The 17,967-nt window shown below is 40.7% G+C and carries 19 protein-coding genes; 8 read left to right on the top strand and 11 right to left on the bottom strand.

Going from position 1 to position 17,967, the window contains the following annotated elements:
• Nucleotides 1-63: 63 nt before the first annotated feature.
• Together J3455_RS17955 and J3455_RS17950 are read right to left on the bottom strand one after the other, a co-directional pair.
• Nucleotides 64-483 (bottom strand): hypothetical protein, encoded by a 420-nt coding sequence (locus tag J3455_RS17955; RefSeq protein ID WP_349562126.1) that lies wholly within the window; start codon nt 481-483, stop codon nt 64-66.
• Between the two features lie 70 nt (nt 484-553).
• Entirely contained in the window at nt 554-928 is a 375-nt protein-coding gene (locus tag J3455_RS17950) for an RNA-binding S4 domain-containing protein (RefSeq protein WP_349562131.1), read from the bottom strand.
• A gap of 235 nt (nt 929-1,163) precedes the next feature.
• Between J3455_RS17950 and J3455_RS17945 the strand changes: the two genes are divergently transcribed.
• Complete coding sequence (locus tag J3455_RS17945) at nt 1,164-1,451, top strand: hypothetical protein (protein WP_062566674.1); 288 nt, start codon at nt 1,164-1,166, stop codon at nt 1,449-1,451.
• Between the two features lie 57 nt (nt 1,452-1,508).
• Complete coding sequence (locus J3455_RS17940) at nt 1,509-2,171, top strand: hypothetical protein (protein WP_349562125.1); 663 nt, start codon at nt 1,509-1,511, stop codon at nt 2,169-2,171.
• On the opposite strand, the gene J3455_RS17935 is transcribed toward J3455_RS17940, so the two are convergent.
• From J3455_RS17935 to glnA, 5 genes are all read right to left on the bottom strand, one after another.
• Nucleotides 2,168-2,626 (bottom strand): Crp/Fnr family transcriptional regulator, encoded by a 459-nt coding sequence (locus J3455_RS17935; RefSeq protein WP_130050002.1) that lies wholly within the window; start codon nt 2,624-2,626, stop codon nt 2,168-2,170. The genes J3455_RS17940 and J3455_RS17935 overlap by 4 nt on opposite strands.
• A gap of 25 nt (nt 2,627-2,651) precedes the next feature.
• Nucleotides 2,652-4,037: a nitrogen regulation protein NR(I) gene (gene ntrC, locus J3455_RS17930; protein WP_130050001.1), complete on the bottom strand. Its 1,386-nt coding sequence runs from the start codon at nt 4,035-4,037 to the stop codon at nt 2,652-2,654.
• Nucleotides 4,038-4,055: 18 nt separating this feature from the next.
• Nucleotides 4,056-5,126 (bottom strand): nitrogen regulation protein NR(II), encoded by a 1,071-nt coding sequence (gene glnL / locus J3455_RS17925; protein ID WP_130050000.1) that lies wholly within the window; start codon nt 5,124-5,126, stop codon nt 4,056-4,058.
• 79 nt (nt 5,127-5,205) lie between these two features.
• Nucleotides 5,206-5,730, bottom strand: a complete 525-nt coding sequence (locus J3455_RS17920; RefSeq protein WP_233786779.1) for a DUF4124 domain-containing protein — start codon at nt 5,728-5,730, stop codon at nt 5,206-5,208.
• Nucleotides 5,731-5,863: 133 nt separating this feature from the next.
• A complete protein-coding gene (glnA, locus tag J3455_RS17915; RefSeq protein WP_130049998.1) occupies nt 5,864-7,270 on the bottom strand; it encodes a glutamate--ammonia ligase in 1,407 nt (468 codons plus the stop codon).
• Between the two features lie 507 nt (nt 7,271-7,777).
• Between glnA and typA the strand changes: the two genes are divergently transcribed.
• Both typA and J3455_RS17905 read left to right on the top strand, forming a co-directional pair.
• Nucleotides 7,778-9,601 (top strand): translational GTPase TypA, encoded by a 1,824-nt coding sequence (gene typA / locus J3455_RS17910; protein WP_130049997.1) that lies wholly within the window; start codon nt 7,778-7,780, stop codon nt 9,599-9,601.
• A 499-nt stretch (nt 9,602-10,100) separates the two neighbouring features.
• Entirely contained in the window at nt 10,101-10,526 is a 426-nt protein-coding gene (locus tag J3455_RS17905; protein ID WP_130049995.1) for a BLUF domain-containing protein, read from the top strand.
• 15 nt (nt 10,527-10,541) lie between these two features.
• On the opposite strand, the gene J3455_RS17900 is transcribed toward J3455_RS17905, so the two are convergent.
• Together J3455_RS17900 and J3455_RS17895 are read right to left on the bottom strand one after the other, a co-directional pair.
• The gene (locus J3455_RS17900) at nt 10,542-11,633 is read right to left on the bottom strand and encodes an MBL fold metallo-hydrolase (RefSeq protein WP_130049994.1); all 1,092 of its coding nucleotides are present in this window, start codon (nt 11,631-11,633) and stop codon (nt 10,542-10,544) included.
• 133 nt (nt 11,634-11,766) lie between these two features.
• Nucleotides 11,767-12,423, bottom strand: coding sequence for a DUF2959 domain-containing protein (locus J3455_RS17895; RefSeq protein WP_130049993.1), 657 nt, complete (start codon nt 12,421-12,423; stop codon nt 11,767-11,769).
• 86 nt (nt 12,424-12,509) lie between these two features.
• Between J3455_RS17895 and J3455_RS17890 the strand changes: the two genes are divergently transcribed.
• Genes J3455_RS17890 through dtd form a run of 3 tightly spaced genes read left to right on the top strand, consistent with a single transcriptional unit; the run spans nt 12,510 to nt 14,786 of the window.
• Entirely contained in the window at nt 12,510-13,382 is an 873-nt protein-coding gene (locus J3455_RS17890) for a virulence factor BrkB family protein (RefSeq protein ID WP_055198935.1), read from the top strand.
• A gap of 25 nt (nt 13,383-13,407) precedes the next feature.
• Complete coding sequence (locus J3455_RS17885) at nt 13,408-14,361, top strand: alpha/beta fold hydrolase (RefSeq protein WP_286256620.1); 954 nt, start codon at nt 13,408-13,410, stop codon at nt 14,359-14,361.
• Nucleotides 14,349-14,786, top strand: coding sequence for a D-aminoacyl-tRNA deacylase (gene dtd, locus J3455_RS17880; protein WP_349562124.1), 438 nt, complete (start codon nt 14,349-14,351; stop codon nt 14,784-14,786). The genes J3455_RS17885 and dtd overlap by 13 nt, the downstream gene beginning before the upstream one ends.
• Nucleotides 14,787-14,955: 169 nt before the next feature.
• Here dtd and J3455_RS17875 read toward each other — a convergent pair whose 3' ends face one another.
• Nucleotides 14,956-15,645: a spermidine synthase gene (locus J3455_RS17875; RefSeq protein ID WP_349562123.1), complete on the bottom strand. Its 690-nt coding sequence runs from the start codon at nt 15,643-15,645 to the stop codon at nt 14,956-14,958.
• 228 nt (nt 15,646-15,873) lie between these two features.
• On the opposite strand from J3455_RS17875, the gene J3455_RS17870 reads away from it, so the two are divergent.
• Nucleotides 15,874-16,767, top strand: a complete 894-nt coding sequence (locus tag J3455_RS17870; protein ID WP_130049989.1) for a bifunctional GNAT family N-acetyltransferase/hotdog fold thioesterase — start codon at nt 15,874-15,876, stop codon at nt 16,765-16,767.
• A gap of 44 nt (nt 16,768-16,811) precedes the next feature.
• Here the strand turns inward: J3455_RS17870 and J3455_RS17865 are convergent, their stop codons facing one another.
• Entirely contained in the window at nt 16,812-17,849 is a 1,038-nt protein-coding gene (locus tag J3455_RS17865; protein ID WP_130049988.1) for a phospholipase A, read from the bottom strand.
• Nucleotides 17,850-17,967: the final 118 nt, after the last annotated feature.

Genomic DNA, 17,967 nt, shown 5'->3' with positions numbered 1-17,967 from the left:
TTTCAAGGGATAGGGACAGATAAATGGGTAGTTATTTTAAACTACCCTCAGAAATAAGTGCTTTTAGTTGAGCCAGTTTTGTTGTTTACCTTTATGGCTAATAAACAGTAATAGTAAACCAATAACGATCACGCAGAATGGCATTGCTAATGCGCTAGTACCAAACATGGCAAGGCTATCTATCACCACAAAATTATAATATTGCTGGACTAATACGGCGATAAACGAGATTAAAAATAGCTCGCGTGCCAGGGCTTTTTTTGCCAGTAATAAGATGCTCGCAAAGCTTGCTGCAAACACGGCTATTGCAAAGGCAGCCGTTGACCAGAGCGGGATGTCGCGGTATGCGGCTTGTTGTGCTTCAGGGAGTTGGCTAATCATTTCGGGTGTTATAAACAGCTGCATTACAAATGCAATGACGCCTAAAAGATTCCAAACAAATGCTGCCCAAGCAAGTGGCTTGAGCCAAGACGGAGGAGCCATAAATCACCTTTTATTGTTGTTATTATCGCATCCAATTAAAGGTGATTTATGCTAACTAAGCAAGATTTAGTTAACCAAAAGAGATAGGGCGGCGGCCGGTTTTTTCGTCCACTTTTGGCTTTCTAGTACGTTTACGCTTTGATTTTTTTGGCGCTTCTTCACTGTTTTGTGGTTGTGCATTTTGAACAGATTCCGGTGGGCGAGGGTTCGGTGTAGCATCTTCACTTAATGTAAGTTGGAACAACTCACCATCAAAAGCCAGCACGTCACCACTGTATAATTTTTTCCGCTTTATTGTACAAATTTCATAGTTAACCCCAACATAACCTTCACCAATTAAGGCTTTTGCTTGGCCACCTGTTTCGACTAGGTCGAGCACTTTTAGCAAGTTGCATAGTTCTATTGGCTCTTCTTCTAGTTCAATTTCGATGAAATCTTCGTTCATGTTGGTCTCTCTTAATTCAATCGCAGCCATTATAAAGCCTAGCACTCAATTGAACCAAGATTAAATTTTTAAGCTCTTCAAGCGGTTAAAATTTACAGCAATAAATAATCTTAAATTTTTACAAAAAGTAAAAAAACTGCAGTATTTACTGAGTACACTGCGCGCGTTTGGAATTGGTGTACAAATTGCTAAATGCATGTCCGTTTCATTTTTTATTCGTTCAGGAGAAGTTGTAATGGGCGTAAGATCAGCGCTAAGAAAAGAGTTAATGGGTTTGCAAGATTCGTCATTGCTTGCAGCAGATGATGTGCGAGCTTTGTTAACACAAACAATTAAGTCTCAGCCTGAAAAATCAGAACAAGGTTTTGCGTTAATTTCGCGATTTAATGATAATCATAGCCAGCTGAGTTCAGGGGAAACAAATAAAGAAAAACTGCTCCAGCATCAAACCCACCGTTTATTTAAAGATATTCTATATACCCGTCAAAGTGTTAATAGTTGGCTGAAAAAACATCTTAATTAATTGATTTATTGTTTTTCTCACTTTAGACTACAGTTGTAATCCAAAGTGAGAAAGAAAATGAAAAGGATAATTTCAGCAGCCCTATTTTTAATTTTGGCAGGTTGTCAGCAACCAACAGTGTACGTATACATTGAAAAACTTGATGAACAACAGCTGCACACATTAGAGCAAGCTTTAAATAAGCAAAGCTTACCTTATGAATACACAAAGCTACCTATTCCAAGAGACTTTGCTGATGCGACCTTAATGTTATCGAGCGATAAAATTCTGACTCATGAAACCGAGCAACTTGCAGAAATTATGCAGGGGCTGGGTTATCAAGCTGAAATTAAGTACACCACAGATGCCAATCACTTTTACAATCATGGAAATATTGGCTTTTACTTAAGAGCTAAAAATACTGCAACTAGTTTTACTATGCCGACTCGTGTACTCACCACTGGATGTGTTGAAGACAAGTACAATGATCTTGCTGTTACATTTAATGACAAGCAGGCACACTTTACCCTTGCAAGCGGTAGAAAAGTCTCACTAGATTGGGATTATTTATATGGCTACTTAGTCATTTATTATAAAAATTACTCGCAAACATACAGTCATTTAACGCCAAAAGTGAGTACCCCTTTTGGTCTAAAACCATCTGATACTTATCGTTATACGGCTCGCGTTAATAAGCCCAGTTGGTTGAATTGCTCATTGCAAGTGGTGTATATGGACTAACTACCTGATTCGAGGTAATTACTGAGTTTAGTAATACGCTCACTCATGCCTTCGATTATGCGATCTTTAATTTTCTCGCGGATCACATTGGGTAAGCGGATGAGTGCTTCAGGGGTGATAGCTAACAAAATGGTATCGACTCTAGCGCGTGCACTGGTGCTGTGCTCTCGGTTATTAATAAATGCGCCTTCACCGATAAACTCACCGGGCTCGATTGTGCCAAGTTCAAGTAAGTGACTTTGTTTGAACACCATGAGTGAGCCACTTAGCACAATATAAAGTCGTTTATCAGTATCATATTGTTTGAAAACTGCGCGGCCCTGTTTGACCAAATATAAATGACTGAAGGACTCTAATAACACTTGTCGCTCACTGAGAGTAAACTCCCTAAAAAACGGCAATCTGTTAATAATTTCCATTTGTTTAATGAGTGGAATGTGCTCGATTAAATTCATTGACTCACATCGGTATAGCTTAAAATTAGCTAATATTGCGCTCTTTTAGCTTGCGGGTCAATGTATTGCGACCCCAGCCAATCTTTACTGCGGCTTCTTGCTTGTGGCCAGCACAGTTGGCAAGAGCTGTTTTAATCAAGCGAGTTTCAAGTTGAGCTTGAATAGCTGGCCAAATATTTGTTTTGCCTTGCTTAAGTTCAAGGTTAAGCCATTGTTGAAATGCATCCAGCCAATCACCTTCTTGCTCAGTAGGCTCGACAGCAACAATCTCCGGTGGTAAATCTTGTTCACTGATAAGCTCACCCGGTGCCATTACGGTTAACCAGCGGCAAGTATTCTCTAGTTGTCGCACGTTACCAGGCCAATTAAACAAGCGTAGCTGCTCTGTGGCTTTTGGGCTTAATATTTTGCTTTCAACTTGTAGCTCTTTGGCACTTTTATGTAAAAAGTGTTGTGCTAGTCGTTCAATATCTTCAGTACGTTCGCGTAGGGCAGGTAAGCGTAAGCGCACAACATTCAAACGATGAAATAAATCGTCACGAAATTTGCCTTGTTTTACTAAATCTTCTAGATTCTGGTGCGTAGCAGCAATAATACGTACATCAACTTTAATGCTTTGATGACCACCAACACGATAAAACTCGCCATCAGCTAAAACGCGCAATAAACGTGTTTGTACGTCGAGTGGCATGTCACCAATTTCATCTAAAAATAAGGTGCCGCCATTTGCTTGCTCGAAGCGGCCTTTACGGATGCTGTCTGCCCCTGTAAATGCGCCTTTTTCGTGACCAAATAGCTCTGACTCTACTAACTCTTTAGGAATTGCAGCCATATTCAGGGCGATGAATTGGTTTTCTTTGCGTGGGCTGTGATTATGAAGGGCACTGGCGACAAGCTCTTTACCTGTCCCTGACTCACCGTTAATCAACACACTCATACTTGATGCTGATAATTTACCAATCGCGCGAAACACCTCCTGCATAGCGGGTGCTTCACCTATTATATGTGCATTAGTTTGTGGTGCTTGTTTTCGCTTAGTTTTTTTCGTGGAATTAGCTCGGCATGCACTTTCTACCAGCGCTACAGCTTCATCTAAGTCAAACGGTTTGGCAAGGTACTCAAATGCGCCTTTTTGGAATGCATTAACCGCCGAATCTAAGTCAGAGTGAGCAGTCATGATGATCACCGGTAAGCCCGGGTTTTGTTCAGCAATGGTTTCAAGTAACGCCATACCATCCATACCTGGCATACGCACATCAGATACCAATACCGTGGGCTGGCTAAACTTTAATGCATTAAGCACATCTTGTGCGTTTGCATAGCTTTCAGTTTCAAATCCTGCACGTGCCAACGCTTTTTCTAGTACAAAGCGAATTGAGGCATCATCATCAACTAACCAGACTGTTTTCATGACTACTCCAAAAAACCATTAATCCGTAAAAGGCAAATAGATATTAAACTCTGTATGGCCTGGCCAACTGTCACAATCAATGTGGCCGTCATGTTGGTCAACCAAGGTTTGCGCTATCGATAAACCAAGCCCTGATCCATTTTCTTTGTTGGTGATCATTGGGTAGAACAAGGTTTCACGTAAACTCTTGTCTATACCTGGGCCGTTATCTGAAATTTGTATCAGCAAGGTCTTTTTCGGTGCTTTACCAGGGCGTCTGTGTTGATGATTGATGCGGGTTTTTATTCTTATCTCACCACCATCAACGAGTGCCTGTTGTGCATTACGAATAATGTTCAGTACCACTTGTTGAATTTTACTTTGATCGATGTATACGCTTGGTATACTTGGATCATAGTCTTTCACTAAAGTGATATTGGCATTGTTGTCTAACATGCTCAGTTTAATCACTGACTCTAAAGCTTGGTGAATATTGCCATAAGATTTATGTGGCAATTGATTCGGACCAAGTAAACGGTCTACAAGCTCGCGTAAACGGTCGGCTTGTTCAATGATTAATTCAGCACATTGATCTCGTTCTTGCTGATCAACCTCATACTGCAATAATTGCGCCGCTCCGCGAATTCCACCTAAAGGATTTTTAATTTCGTGTGCTAAACCACGAATTAAGTTTCGTGCAGCTTGATATTGATGCATTTGATTAGAGGCCTGATCGTGACGGATTTCATCATCCATTTGACGGCATTCGAACAATATATAGTGACTATCGTTGTGACTTATACGTCGTGTACTAATGGTCAATTTTGCATGACGAGAATCAACGAACACTACGTCAGCTCTATGCTGATGGCAATCGACACCATCGAATAATGAATACTGAGCTATGCGCTTTAAGTCTATTGAGTGGTAGTTAAATAAGTTGTCGAAAGGTTGATTGATGATTCGCTTCGGGCCTAAACCTAAAAGCTCACTGGCGCTATCATTGGCATAAACCAGTTTAAAATCATGGTCGAGTAGAATAACGGCAGTACTTAAATTTTTCCAAATACTGTCGAGCAATTCAGAATTAAAGTGTGTATCACTGAGCATGGTTGCACCATTTTAGTGCGTTTCGATTTATTGCAGCTTAGCATATTCTTTTTGCGTTGCGAGACGTTAAGTTGAAATATTAGTTTCCACTAATTACAGAAGCTCTATGCATGAAAAAGGTGCTGATTGGGCTAACCGAAACGAGTTTATTATTAGCATCATAAAGTTTTGCTTGTAATGTGTGTTCACCGCGGTTGACCTCTCTTAGTGCAAAGGTCGTACTATTACTAGGTTCACTATGGGGCGTACCGTCAAGTAAAAGCTGTACTTTAAACCCTGTTTCAAAGCGTGGGCTAATTCGCGCAGTAACGTATACTGAGCCGGTATTTTCGCGAACAGTGGCTTCGTTTTTAGGAGATGAAATACTGACTTTAAATTTAATAGGTGTGGTGTTTGGCGCGCCCCTATCAAGTATACTGGTATCGGTAGCTGGCATAGTCAAATTTTGGGTATTTATTTTTACTTCGATAGCACCAGGTCGCGGTGTATCAGAAAATACTAAAACGCCGTTCTTATCTTTCCAAGAATATACTTTTTGCGCTGCACTATAGCCAAAAAAGCTTATAAAAATCAGCAATAATACTAATAAAGTTGTGCTTTTCACCCTGCAACCCTGCATTTTTTATTTAAATAAAACTGTAGAGTAGAACCCGCTCAATTACCATTAAAAAAGCCCGCAAAGCGGGCTTGAGAACACACATTTATTATCTTTCAGATAATTCTGATACAGCGTTAAATTAAACGCTGTAGTACATTTCGAACTCAACTGGGTGAGTTGTCATGTTAAGCTTTTCAACTTCTTGGCTCTTAAGAGCAATGTAAGCATCGATTAGGTCATCAGTGAACACACCACCTTGAGTTAAGAACTCACGGTCAGCGTCTAGTGATGCAAGTGCTTCAGATAAAGAAGATGCAACTTGTGGGATCTCAGCAGCTTCTTCAGCAGGTAGATCGTACAAGTCTTTGTCCATTGCATCGCCAGGGTGGATCTTGTTTTTGATACCGTCAAGGCCCGCCATAAGCATTGCTGAGAATGCTAAGTATGGGTTTGCTGTTGGATCAGGGAAACGAATTTCGATACGACGTGCTTTTGCAGACGGTACCACTGGAATACGGATTGAAGCAGAACGGTTACGTGCAGAGTATGCAAGCATTACTGGTGCTTCGAAGCCTGGAACTAGGCGCTTGTATGAGTTAGTAGACGCGTTAGCAAATGCGTTGATTGCTTTAGCGTGCTTGATGATACCACCGATGTAGTAAAGAGCTTCTTCAGAAAGGCCAGCGTATTTGTCACCAGCGAAGATGTTTACACCATCTTTACCTAAAGATTGGTGACAGTGCATACCTGAACCGTTATCACCTACAATTGGCTTAGGCATGAAAGTCGCTGTTTTACCATATAAGTGAGCCATGTTATGGATAACATATTTCATCTCTTGGATTTCGTCAGCTTTTAATACCATTGTATTGAAGCGCGTTGCGATTTCATTTTGACCTGCAGTTGCTACTTCATGGTGGTGAGCTTCTACAACTTGACCAAGTTCTTCAAGAACTAAACAAGTTGCTGAACGCCAGTCTTGTGATGAATCAACAGGTGAACACGGGAAGTAACCGCCTTTAACACCTGGACGGTGACCCATGTTGCCACCTTCGTAATCTTTATCTGAGTTCCAAGCTGCTTCTACAGAATCGATTTTATACATAGAACCAGACATGTCTGATTTGTACTTAACATCGTCAAATAGGAAGAATTCTGGTTCAGGGCCGAATAACACAGTGTCAGCAATACCTGTAGAACGCATGTATTCTTCAGCGCGTTTTGCAACAGAGCGCGGGTCACGCTCGTAACCTTGAAGTGTTGAAGGCTCAACTACGTCACAACGTATGATTAGTGTAGCTTCTTCAGAAAACGGGTCCATTTTCGCAGACTCAGGAACAGGCATAAGTACCATGTCTGATTCATTAATACCTTTCCAACCAGCAATTGAAGAACCGTCAAACATTTTGCCGTCTTCGAAGAAATCTTCATCAATTTGGTGATGAGGAATAGAAACATGCTGTTCTTTACCTTTGGTATCAGTAAAGCGTAAATCAATGAACTTAACGTCATTTTCTTTGATAAAATCTAAAACCGATTGTGACATGTGTCCTCCAATTGTTGGGTTTTATTTTTGCTGCATTATTGCTTTTCGCTATTGTAAGCTGGTTTCGTGCCATGTTTTTAACACATTGTTTAGGCTTATAAAAATAAACACGGCTCAGTTTTGTTAACTCTTCAAGCACCAAGTTGGTGCATAAAAAGTTCATTGTGGTGCATAAAAAGTGCAACCTTATTTTTGCACAATTATTGCGCGTGCCAATTTTTCTGCTACGAACACGATTTAGTGCCAAAATATGGTTCAAAAACTAAATTTTCGCCAGTTTTGCGTTCAGATTCACTTTAATTTTCATAAATTTGTCATTTATAAAACAGATACTTATAAAAAGCCTGAAGAAAGTTTATAAATTTATATTGGATAAACTTTCATCCATGCCATTATTAAGGGATAATATGCGCCCTTTTAAATCCTATGCTGGGACATCTGGTGAAAACGCAGGTGACTGCGTAGATCTTGCAGGATCAATGAGATTCAATTTCTCTGAGAAAAAATATGAGCATCGAAAAGTTAAGAAATATAGCGATTATCGCCCACGTTGACCACGGTAAAACAACTTTGGTTGATAAACTGCTTGAGCAATCAGGCACATTAGAAACGCGCGGCGGTAACGAAGAGCGCGTAATGGACTCAAACGACATTGAGAAAGAGCGTGGTATTACCATTTTAGCTAAGAACACAGCTATTTCTTGGAACGACTACCATATCAATATCGTAGACACCCCAGGACACGCCGACTTCGGTGGTGAAGTAGAGCGCGTACTTTCGATGGCTGACTCAGTATTACTACTTGTTGATGCTCAAGAAGGTCCAATGCCGCAAACGCGTTTCGTAACGCAAAAAGCATTCGCACAAGGTTTAACGCCGATTGTTGTTATCAACAAAATCGACAAACCAGGTGCACGTCCTGACTGGGTTATGGACCAAGTTTTCGATTTATTCGATAACCTAGGTGCAACTGACGAACAGTTAGACTTTAAAGTAATCTATGCATCAGCGATCAACGGCTGGGCAACAATGGATTTAGACGAGCCATCAGATAACATGGAACCAATGTTCAAGATGATCGTTGACGAAGTATCTCCACCGGATGCAGATCCTGAAGGTGCTTTCCAAATGCAAATTTCTCAGCTTGACTACAACTCATACATCGGTGTTATCGGTGTAGGTCGTATCAAGCGTGGTACTGTTCGTCCTAACCAACAAGTAACAATTGTTAGTGCAGACGGTACTAAGCGTAACGGTAAAGTTGGCCAAGTAATGAGCTACTTAGGCCTTGAGCGTCATGAAGCAGAATCTGCAGGCGCGGGTGACATCATTGCTATCACAGGTCTTGGTGAGCTGAAAATCTCAGACACTATCTGTGATGTAAATACCGTTGAAGCATTACCACCGCTAAGCGTTGATGAGCCTACAGTAACAATGACGTTCTCTGTAAACACATCACCATTTGCTGGTAAAGAAGGTAAATTCGTAACTTCACGTAACATCCTTGAGCGTTTACAAGCTGAGCTTGTACACAACGTAGCACTACGTGTTGAAGAAACTGACAATCCAGATAGCTTCCGTGTTTCTGGTCGTGGTGAGTTACACTTAGGTATCTTAATCGAGAACATGCGTCGTGAAGGTTACGAGCTTGCGGTTTCTCGTCCACAAGTAATCCTTCGTGAAGTTGATGGTCAAAAAGAAGAGCCATACGAAACACTTACAATCGACTGTCAAGAAGAGCACCAAGGTTCTATCATGGAACAAATTGGTCTTCGTAAGGGTGAACTAACAGACATGTCTCCAGATGGTAAAGGCCGTGTACGTATGGACTTTATGATCCCAAGCCGTGGCTTAATTGGTTTCCAAACTGAATTCATGACATTAACGTCTGGTTCTGGTCTTCTTTACCACACATTCGATCACTACGGTCCACATAAAGGCGGTACTATCGGTGCGCGTAAGAATGGTGTAATGATTGCAAACGCAACTGGTAAAGCACTTACTAACGCATTATTCAACTTACAAGACCGCGGTAAGTTATTCATCGGTCACGGTGTTGAAGTTTACGAAGGTATGGTTATCGGTATCCACAGCCGTGATAACGACCTAACAGTAAACGCACTTAAAGGTAAGCAACTTACTAACGTTCGTGCATCTGGTACAGATGAAGCACAAACGTTAACACCACCACTTAACTATACGCTTGAACAAGCGATTGAATTCATCGATGATGATGAGTTAGTGGAAGTTACACCTCAGAGCATCCGTATTCGTAAACGTCACTTAACTGAAAGTGAGCGTAAACGTGCGAGTCGTGCAGCTAAAGACTAATAAGGTCTTTTAGTTTTTCAAAATTAAAACCGCCGTATTGAAAAATACGGCGGTTTTTTGTTGTATGATTAGCCGTCAGCCGTCAGCCGTCAGCCGTCAGCCGTCAGCCGTCAGCCGTCAGCCGTCAGCCGTCAGCCGTCAGATCTCAAGTGACTTACACTATGTGTCGCAACTAATGTCCCAACCTGAGTGGGATGGTAATCCTGACCTTGATATTACTTTTCTTGTTGGCGTAATATTTCGTACCACAGTGATTAATGTTTTATCGCTACCTACAGGAATTTTAGGAAAATATTTCCATAACAAAGTTAATGCCACTGGAATTTAGCCTAAGCTCATTCACTAGGAGTAAATTGTTCCAACATTGCTATTAGAGCTATAGCTTTGCTTATTTTTTGTATTTCTAACCTAACTAATTAGTTTAATGAGCAACTCGCAACTTTTTACTAACCCCCCCACTTGTACTATCTTTTCTAAATCTACCTTGCAGGAGAGTAAGATGTATTTAGTTAGACTGATTTACACAAGTGAAATTAGCGATGGATTTGGACCTAATGACATCGAAAATATTCTAGAGAAAGCTAAACAGAATAATGCTAAATGTAATGTAACAGGGCTACTTTGTTTTAATAGTTCTCATTTTATGCAATGCCTCGAAGGGTCACGAAAAGCAGTGAATGAGACTTATCATCGTATTCTTAATGACAAGCGTCATCGTAATATTATCATGCTGAATTATTGTGAAATTTATGAAAGGGAATTTGAAAATTGGTCTATGGGTTATATTCCTTACACTAAACAAGTAAGCCCTATTAATCTTAAATATTCAGGGACCAGCGAATTTAACCCATTAGCCATGTCTGCAGGAAGCGCGCATAAACTTATGCTAGCTTTACGTGACTCATTGCTCAAACATACGATGTAATGCTTGCAGGTGTCACTACAGTGACACTTGCTCGCCTTCATTTAATATGTAAAGAGGAACTTGGCTGTTCATCTGCTTTTGCATATGTAGTAATCTCAATAACGCAGAGTGACTCGAGTGATCACCCATTTGCCAGCTTGAGTTGCCATAACCCCATGGGATCATCACTTTACAGCTTAGTTCCTCTGCCGCGTTTAATGCATCTTCTGGCGTTGTGTGAACATAACGATACCATTTGCCATTTTCTTCATGGTAATAGGAAGCTATCGGCAGCAAACACACATCAATCTCGCCATATTTTTGGTTAATATCTTGAAAATGTTTTGAGTAACCGGTATCGCCAGCAAAAAATAAGGTTTTACCATTTTGTTCTAGTAACCAGCCATTCCAGAGATCTTTGTTGTGGTCGTCGTAAATGAAAGGCACCATAATACGGCTACTAAAATGGTGCGCTGGCACCGCATTAACAGTTAAGTCATTAATTTGTGTACTTGCGTACCATGCCATTTCTGAAATATTAAAGCCACCCGTCGGGAAGTTATCTGCAAACCCTAATGGCACTAAATAGCGCGGAGCATTGCCAATTTCTTCTATATCCGCTTTGTTAAAATGGTCATAGTGAATATGTGAGTACATTACCGCATCTAAGCCATTAAGTTGTACTTTTGATGGCCAAAAACCGGGTTTGCGATAGATGCCCCCTGCTAGCTTAAAGGCTAAGTCTACGGGTGAATCAAACTGATCCTTAACAGGGTCAAACAACAGCTGTTCACCATTGGGTGACTGAATATAAAAGCTAGCATGGCCTAACCAACGAACCTTAAAGCCTGAGTTGATTGCAGGTACATTTTGCTGTGCTTGATATTGGCATTGTGAGTTGCTGTCGTCGCACACGAGTAGTTCTGACGCTTCATAGCAATTGTCAGTGCAGGTTGTTGGGTATTCTTTATCACCAGGATAAAGGTTGTGGTAGCGACCTTCGTACTCACCCTCGGTTTTTAATGGAGTGATGGTGCCTTCACCGGCAATAACATTAACAGTGTTTGAATTACTGCATGCACTCAAGAGTGCTGCTGCAATAAGTGTTGAGAGAGTTTTTAAATGCATACCATGCTTACTTTTTATTCTTTGCCGTGAGTTTAGCAAAATAAAATTTAAGATAAATCATTAAAAAGTAACAAGAGGTTACACAAAAAAGCCTACGTTTAAGTAGGCTTTTGTTACTAATAGCTTGAGTTGGTTAGCCCGCTTTATTCATTTGCTCAATGAACTTATTAGAGTCTTCAATTGATTTGTTCATGTCGTCCATTAACACTTTTATATCGCGTTTTAGGCTTGTGAACTCACCTTTGATTGCAGTAACGGCCTGCGCATTGAGGTTATGTTTTAAATACAGAACATTATCATGTAGTGATGATAATACCGGCTCCATTTTGCTTTCTGCACTGCGCATTGAGCGAAGTAGTTGATCAAATTGGCGCTTAGTTGCATTGAGCTTTTTGCTGCTTTCACGTTTTAGTGAGGCGCTTTTGTATTGCTCTAGCTCATCGGCCCATTCATCAAATAGGGCTTCAGCTACATCTTCTACTTTATTGATGTTACTTGTTACATCATTCGCTGCCGCTAAGCTCGACTCGTAGTCATCATTAAGTTGATTGTAGGCATCTTGTAGTTCACCACCTTCAAAGTTGATTAGTGTGGTTAATCTATCTAATGCTGATTGAAACTCTTCTTGCGATTCTTGCTGCGCCTCTTTTGTTTCTTCTACGCGATCAACTAAAATGTCGCGCTTATGCACACCGACAGACTCCATGGCTGAGTAATAAGCTGACTGACAGCCTGTTAATGCCATTGTTACTGCAAATAGTGGTGCACTTAAAAGTGTCAGTTTTTTCATTGAGAATCCTTTTTAGGTACCTGTCATTTCAAATTATGTGGTGGATTGCTATGATTATCAAAACATTTTAGCAGAAATTAGATTCTATGGATGAGAAGCTCAGTCGTTATAAGCTGCAAATAAGCATTTTCTTGAAGCAACAACCTACTTGGTGGATGCAGTATCTTAATCGTTGTATTGACGATCAAATAACTGTAAATGCTGGTTATTTGGCTTATGTAACCCTGTTATCAATCGTACCTTTAGTGGCTGTCGGTGTGGCAATCTTTTCTGCTTTTCCTGGGTTCGAAAGCACATTGGTGACCATAGAAAACTTTTTGTTTACTAATCTTGTGCCGACCTCTACAGATGTAATTAAAGAGCATATCAGTGCTTTTGCAGGTAATGCTAATAAAATGACTGCTGTCGGTGTGGGCTTTTTAGCAGCGGTTTCCTTACTACTTATCCGGAATGTTGATGCTACATTAAACCGAATTTGGCGTATTAAGAAAAAACGCCCAATGATGATTTCGTTTGCCGTATACTGGATGGTGCTCAGTTTAGGCCCTGTACTACTAGGTGCAAGTATTGGTGTGACCTCATACATTGTCTCTTTAGTGTCATTTGCTGATCAGGGGATTCCCGGGTTTAGCGGCTTTTTATTGAAATTATTACCTTACATAATTTCAATGATTGGCTTCATTATGCTCTATACTTTAGTTCCTAACACACGAGTTCCATTTAGAGCGGCAATTCCGGGCGCTTTGTTTGCAGCTATGTTGTTTGAGCTGACAAAAAAAGGCTTTGCTTTGTACATCAGTCACTTCCCATCGTACGAGGTTATTTATGGGGCGTTGGCAACAATACCTATTCTGTTTGTATGGGTGTATTTGTCGTGGATTGTCGTATTACTCGGTGCAGAATTTACTGTATGTATCAGCCCTGAGAATATTGAGGACACGCCTGATATAGAGGTTTAAATATACTGCACCTAAGGAGAGCGAGGTGCAGTTACATCCACATTATGTTGCTAACCGTGACTATCATTTGAGTGTTGGTGATGGTCATCAAATCCATGTTCAAGAATATGGTGCGTCTACGGGAATTGCAGTGGTGTTATGTCATGGCGGTCCTGGCGCGGGGCTGTGCCCAGAAAATTGCCGCTTTTTCGACTTAGAACGTTTTCGGGTGATCATGTTCAGCCAGCGTGGCTGTGGTCATTCTACACCTCATGATATATCTAAAAATACCACTTCCGAATTAGTCGCAGACCTTGAGTTGTTACGCAACCAGTTAGGTATTGATAAGTGGCTTGTTTGTGGCGAATCTTGGGGCGCCACGTTGGCACTTGTATACGCAATAAATCATCGGGAACATATTGCAGGACTTATTTTACGGGCCAGCTTTCTAGCTTGTAATAGCGACTTTGAATGGCTCTATACAAAAAATGGAGCCGGCGCGCATTTTTATCCAGAGTGCTTCAATGAGTTTGCGCACAATTACTCCGATTGGCATGCCTTACTCGATTTTTATCAGCAACAGTTAAACAGTGACGATCAAATAAAAGCAAGTAAATTTGCCAAACTATGGTGTCATTGGGAACAGGTGCTGTGCCATGGTGAGCCATTAACAAACTGGGGTTTACAAGAGCCCCATGTAGGGTTAAATCAAGCAAGGTTAATGGTGCATTATTTTCGTAATCACTGCTTTATCGAAGAGGCCTTTATCGCAGAAAATGCACATTTACTTACTCATTTACCTATTTGGTTTATTCATGGCCGCGCCGATTTGATCTGTCGATATAGTGCGGTACAGCAGCTTGCTGAACAGTTAAATGCACAATTATTGATTTTAGATGGCATTGGGCACAGCAGCGATAATCAGGTATATTTGGCGGCAATGCGACGTGCCGCAGATTTAATGTATATCAAGTTATCGAGGGATCAATGCAAGGCTTAATTCAAAGAGTAAAACAGGCAAAAGTAGAAGTGGCAGGCGAGGTAGTGGGTGAAATTTCACAAGGTATTTTGTTGTTATTAGGTGTTGAAAAACAAGACGCCGAGCAAAGCGCTCAGAAGCTTTTACATAAAGTCAGTAATTACCGCATTTTTACCGACGAACAAGGAAAGATGAATTTAAGTTTGAAGGATATTAAGGGTGAGCTATTAGTGGTTTCGCAGTTTACGTTAGCAGCTGACACTAAAAAGGGCATGCGTCCGAGCTTCTCAAGTGCTGGCACACCTGAACAAGCAAATACGCTCTATGAGTATTTTATCGCTGAAGCTAAAAAATCGGGCCTAACAGTCGCTGCTGGGCGTTTTGGTGCTGATATGCAAGTAAGCTTATGCAACGATGGTCCAGTTACTTTTAATTTAGCTGTGTAATACCAACTCGCAATAATACTTAATCATTTTGAGGGATTAAACCTGTCGCTAACTGCGTTAAAAATTTCTCATTTAGAACAACTAAATAACGAAATTTTTGCCTTGTTATCAACGAGGTTTTATTGCCTCAAAATAGACTACTTAATTAAGCGGGTTGGTATAAGTATTTTTACTTTTTGATCATCACTATGTGGTTCACATAGTCTGGGATTTTCATAATACTTGGGCGCTTACCAAACTCGGTGATCAGTAGGTGCTCAAGTTGCTTTAGTTGCGATGGGTGATTAGATAAAAAATTAATAAACAATAAACCACCTTTTGCCATTGCAGCTCTTAATTTAGTGTAAAACTGGTGCTTATATAAAAATAGCGGTGCGTCTACTTCACTGAATAAATCTAAGATAATCCAATTGTATTTGTTATTTTGCTCTAAAACTTGTTGCGCATCAAAACAGTGTAGATTATTGGCATGATCGCCACCAAAGTAGCGTTTATAGCAGTGGATTATGTCGGGATTTTTATCAACTGATGTCAGCTGGCTGTCGGGGTAGGTGTGCTGTAAGTAGTTACGAATAGCACCGCCACCTAACCCTAATTCTAAAATTTTTTTAGGCTCTTCTAAGTCTTGCCAAAGCTTTGCAAGGTATTGTAAATGAGGAAAAAGCAACCTCGCAGGGCGACGTTTCTCAATGACGGATTGTAGAGTTTCGTTGATCAGTAACCAGCGTAATTGGTTAAGTTGTCTAACTTGAATACTGTAATTGCCTTGCTTATGCCAATAGATGAGTTGCCCTAATCGGTGGCAGTCCTCAATAAAACTATGTTTTACTGCGCCACTGGGTTCAATAAAATGTTCCATATTTCGGACTTTTAGCTATTTATTTATAAAAATAAGACAATTATTTCAGCATAGACCAGTAGGCATAAAGTGCAATTGTGCATTAGTTTTTACAGCTTGGAATAATAATTTAGACTGGGTCACCAAAGTATTATTCCAACTTGTTAGAAGATCGCGTATCGTAATTCGCATTCCAAAGGCCACGTGAGAAAAACAACAGACAGTGGCTGAATTATCACAGGAGTTTTTATGTTTAAAGTGACCACCCCACAAAGCAGCGAAGATTGGCAAGCGTATTATTCACTACGTTGGCAGGTTTTAAGAGCGCCTTGGGGCGAGCCGCGTGGTTCTGAGCAAGATGACTTGGAGCAAGACGCAGAGCACCGCTTTATCAAAAATAATGACGGCGAAGTTTTAGGTGTAGCTCGCCTACATTTTAATAATCATCAGCAAGCGCAAGTTCGCTATATGGCGGTGGCTGAAGGTAACCGTAACCAGCATATCGGTAGTCGTTTATTACATGAATTAGAAAAAATAGCATGGACTCAAGATGCCGATGAATTGGTATTGTTTGCTCGTGAACGCGCGCTTGATTTCTACAAGCGTCATGGCTACGAAGTAAAAGAAAAAGCGCATCTCGCGTATGACGATGTGCAGCACTGGAAAATGGTAAAACAAAAACCGTCTGAACCGGGTTGGTTTCGTCATCCAAACTGGACACAAGTACTACAAAATACTTGGCGTGAGTCGATTCCAATCAGTGATGCGATGGGGATTAAAGTTGAAAGCTATACTGATTGGCAGTTTACTACTCGTGCTGATTTAGATGCGAACTTAAACCTTCATAATACAATGTTTGCTGGTTCTATTTATAGTTTAGCAACGCTAACAGGGTGGGGAGCAACTTACCTTGCGCTGAAAGAAGCAGGCCTTGAAGGAAATATCGTGTTAGCTGATGCTAATATTAAATACCTTAAGCCACTGAATAACGACCCTCGCGGGAGCGTTGAATTGGCTGGTTGTAAAGGTAAGTTAGCGGATTTAGAGTCTAATGGTAAAGCAAGCTACCATGTGCCAGTGAATGTATATGATGGTGATGTGTTAGTTGCTGAATTTGAAGGCCACTTCATCGTTAAAAAATAACGACTATTTAGAGCGAGCTAACTAAAGCTCGCTCTTTATTACAGTTAAAGCAAGTCAGTTAACAGAATACCGACACCAAAGCGTTCAATATCAGCATTGTAGTCAATCAAGCTCTCGCCATAGCCATTAAAGTATTGTGCGTAACCACGTAACCTGCCCCAAAGAGGAAAAGACCAATCTAACTGGATTGCACCACGGTTATCTGAGTTTAAGTTATTACGCGTCATAAAGCTGAATTCATGCTCGTTGTAACGGTATGCACCTGAGAATTCAAAATAACCCATGTATTTGTAGATATCTGGATTATCATCGCCACGTGCTTTTAGCTCATCATCTTTTTTATCTTCAGGAATGCGATACCACGGCTTAAAGCTAAATACAAAGCCATCTTTTTCCCATAAGAAATCAGCATAGATACGGTTCCACGAGCGTGAATTAGGTTGGCTTCGACCATTAGATTGATGCGAGGCACCAATTGCGATTGCCATTTCATCACCCCACAGTACATGCTCAGGATCAAGATAGTTCATCCAGAATATCTCCGGTTCGTAATTGGTTTCACGAAATGGTGATGAAATATCTTTGTTATAAAACTGCCAAAACGACTGCAATGTAAAAGCAAAAAAGATACCTTGGTCTTTATCTGAGAAGCCTTCGAAGATAGGTACTTTAATTGATAGTTGGTATTTCACTTCAAGGTTATCGAGTGGTTCGCCATCGACCTCTTCAGCAAGGTCTTTTAAACCATCAAAAGGGCGCTCATTAGGGTTAGACACGTAAGAGAGCGGTAAAATGTAGTTACGCTTATGTGGAGTGATTACATTACGGTTTTTCTTGCTCACTTCTTCACGAGCTTTGCGTTTGTCTAAAGCCGTGAGCTTTTTGCTCTCGTCTAAGTCAGAGCACTTTTTACGAAGTTCTTCGAGTGTTTGTTTACCGTCACCGCCAATAGCTTCGTTCAAAATACACTGCTTTACGAGTTCTAGCGCGTCATCTTGTTCGTTAGTTTGTGGTTGTTCAGTTTGAGCGAATACAGGTACAGAAAATAAGCCAGCGGCTGCCAGCCAAATGCGCCATCCCATTGCAGTTCCCTTTCAGTAGACTTGTAAGTAGGTATAATTATAACGATTTTTACATAAGTAACCGTGAACTTGTACTGAATTGTTGAAATTTTGGGTAAATAGAGAGCCCCAAGCTAAG

The sequence above is a fragment of the Pseudoalteromonas sp. NFXS39 genome, from assembly GCF_040148775.1.
In the GTDB taxonomy this organism is placed as follows: domain Bacteria; phylum Pseudomonadota; class Gammaproteobacteria; order Enterobacterales; family Alteromonadaceae; genus Pseudoalteromonas; species Pseudoalteromonas apostichopi.
Note: the sequence above shows the minus strand (reverse complement) of the source record. Positions and strands in the feature narration are given on the sequence as shown.